Raw genomic sequence first — 2,440 nt, 5'->3', positions numbered from 1 at the left:
GCATTAGGATTTCCTGATAATCCAGACTTTTGGGAGAAAGGGTTAGGGATTTATATTATCAGTGGAATTTGTGGCACTTTCTCACTTTGGCTTTTATTTCTGAAAGACCATCAAAAGCTCTATCAAAAGATTCTGTTTATTCTTTTTAGTCTCTGCCTATTTTTTTGTTTTTATGTAGGTATTCAAGAGAGTGTAAATATAAATGGTATTCTTAAATATATTTTTCAAGGAATTATTGGTATTGGTGCAATTAATTCCTTTATTTTTCTCCCCATAGCCTATCTATTCTTTTGTCTTGGAGAATTTATTATCTTCCTTATACTCTGCTATGAAATCCTCCCCAAACATTCCAAATCCCCTACTCCCAAAGAATCCTAATGCCTAATCTTCTCTTTCTCCTCCTTTACTTCTCTTCTCTCTTTGTACTTCCAAATATCCCCTCTCTTCTCTTAAATGAAGTTGCTCAGAGTGCAAGTGAGGATGCTAGGGCATATTTAGGAGAGTGGGAAGGGAGAGGGGAGAGGGAGAATGCTGAGATAAGGAGGAGACCTTTAGATATATCTCTAAATATTCCAATTGCTGGAAGAGAGACACTTGAATTTACTATTACCAATTCTCTGATGTTCCCTCTTTTTAAAACATACAATTTTCAACATGAACAAATCTTCTTTGAAGATGAGGAGGGTGGGAATGTGGGATTCTTTGGAGATAGTCAGGTTAGACCAGACACACTAGAAAATATTTTTAAATACAAGCCAAAAAATAATACAAAATATGACGACAAAATTATGAGAAAAGCAATAGATCGAGTAGCCCCTCAAACAAAAAGCTATAACTTTCTCATGAATAATTGTCAAGATTTTATTCAAAGAGTTATACAAGAGTATCACACACTGAGCAAGGAGAAATAATGATTGCGATGTCTGAAAGTATAATTGCATTTTCATTGCTTAACCTTGCTCTTGGAATATTTTTATATTATATTGCTGTAATTTATAGATTAATAATATTTAAATCATTAAAATTACTCGGAAACTGTTTTGCTATCTTTTCTCTATTGTTACTAAATTTTATTTTATTTTTTAAACCTTCTACTTTCATTATCTTGCTTATTGCTATTATTAGCTCTATTAGTTTAATTTATGATTTTTTACAAAACCATAAAAAATGTTATTTATGTTCTTGCTCATCATTAATAATAGTACATTTATATGGAATTATAATTATTGGATGTTTGTCCCACTCAGTACTAGCCTTTTTTATCTACTTGTATCTGACAAATTTTTGTTTATTCTTCTCTTGTTTTAGTAAATTAGCAACATTTAAACAAATTTTTTGTCTCTCTTTTTTTGTTACCTTACTTATATTTTGCCTAAGTTGGCTGGAAGCACAAAGTGGACAGATTCTGTTTGTATGCTACCTTACTGTGTATTCTATAATTTCTATTTGCATTATTGTATTAATTACAATAAACATATTTTCATATTTAGTACAAATAATTAAGAAAAACTCATGAGAAAAGCGGTAAAAGATCTGAAAAATAGATATAGGGAAATATTCAATCAACAAAGAGTCAGACAATGACTGCTTATTCTATTTGTCTTATGGCACTGATGATTGTGAATTTTGGGATTATGATTTATAAAAAAACAGAAAAGGGAATAGTGATTATTATTGGAATAGTGGCATATGGAATGTTTGTTTTTACAAAAGATTTATTTTCTGATGAGTATCCATTTTTTGGATATTTATTGGCTCTTGTATGTCTATCCCTCTTTTTATACAAAAAATATGGCTCACAATGTTTGGGAACTATCTTTTTTGCATTGCCTTATGTGATTTTTACAAGAGCACTTGGACTTCCTGATAATCCGAATTTTGGAGAAAAGGAATTGGGGATTTATTTTATCAGTGGAATTTGTGGCACTTTCTCACTTTGGCTTTTATTGTTAAAGTATCATCAAAAGCTCTATCAGAAGATTCTATTTTGGGTTTTGAATATAAGTTTTCTTTTTTTGTTTTACGCAGCCATTCAAACTGGGGAAAATATAAATTACATTCTTAAATATATTATCAGCGGAATCGGCAGTGCAATGATCATCATTGCCCTTATTTTTCTCCCCATAGCCTATCTATTCTTTTATTGTGGAGAATTGATTATCTTGCTCACACTCTGTCATAAATTCCTCCCTGAAGATTCCAAATCCCCTACTCCCAAAGAATCCTAATGCCTAACTTTCTCTTATTTCTCCTCCTTTACCTCTCTTCTCTCTTTGCACTTCCAAGTATCCCCTCTCTTCTCTTAAATGAAGTTGCTCAGAGTGCAAGTGGAGAGGATGATGAGGTGGAGTATTAAGAGAGGGGAATAGTTATAATGCTAGGGCATATTTAGGAGAGTGGGAAGGGAGAGGGGAGAGGGAGAATCTTACGATATTTGTTC

Annotated in this window: 4 protein-coding genes; all 4 read left to right on the top strand. The window is 32.0% G+C overall.

Annotation, left to right across the window (positions count from 1 at the left end; genetic code table 11):
- The coding region (locus CQA62_RS06905; RefSeq protein ID WP_170125569.1) for a hypothetical protein at nt 1-378 on the top strand (378 nt) is incomplete at its 5' end.
- Nucleotides 378-911 (top strand): hypothetical protein, encoded by a 534-nt coding sequence (locus CQA62_RS06675; protein ID WP_104725223.1) that lies wholly within the window; start codon nt 378-380, stop codon nt 909-911. The genes CQA62_RS06905 and CQA62_RS06675, both read left to right, overlap by 1 nt.
- Before the next feature lie 669 nt (nt 912-1,580).
- The gene (locus CQA62_RS06670; protein WP_104725222.1) at nt 1,581-2,228 is read left to right on the top strand and encodes a hypothetical protein; all 648 of its coding nucleotides are present in this window, start codon (nt 1,581-1,583) and stop codon (nt 2,226-2,228) included.
- On the top strand, nt 2,228-2,356 hold the full coding sequence (locus tag CQA62_RS07060; protein ID WP_267891719.1) for a hypothetical protein: 129 nt from the start codon (nt 2,228-2,230) through the stop codon (nt 2,354-2,356). Before CQA62_RS06670 ends, CQA62_RS07060 begins: the two co-directional genes overlap by 1 nt.
- The last annotated feature ends 84 nt before the right edge of the window (nt 2,357-2,440 follow it).

The organism is Helicobacter cholecystus, assembly GCF_003364215.1.
GTDB classification, from domain to species: domain Bacteria; phylum Campylobacterota; class Campylobacteria; order Campylobacterales; family Helicobacteraceae; genus Helicobacter_G; species Helicobacter_G cholecystus.
Note: the sequence above shows the minus strand (reverse complement) of the source record. Positions and strands in the feature narration are given on the sequence as shown.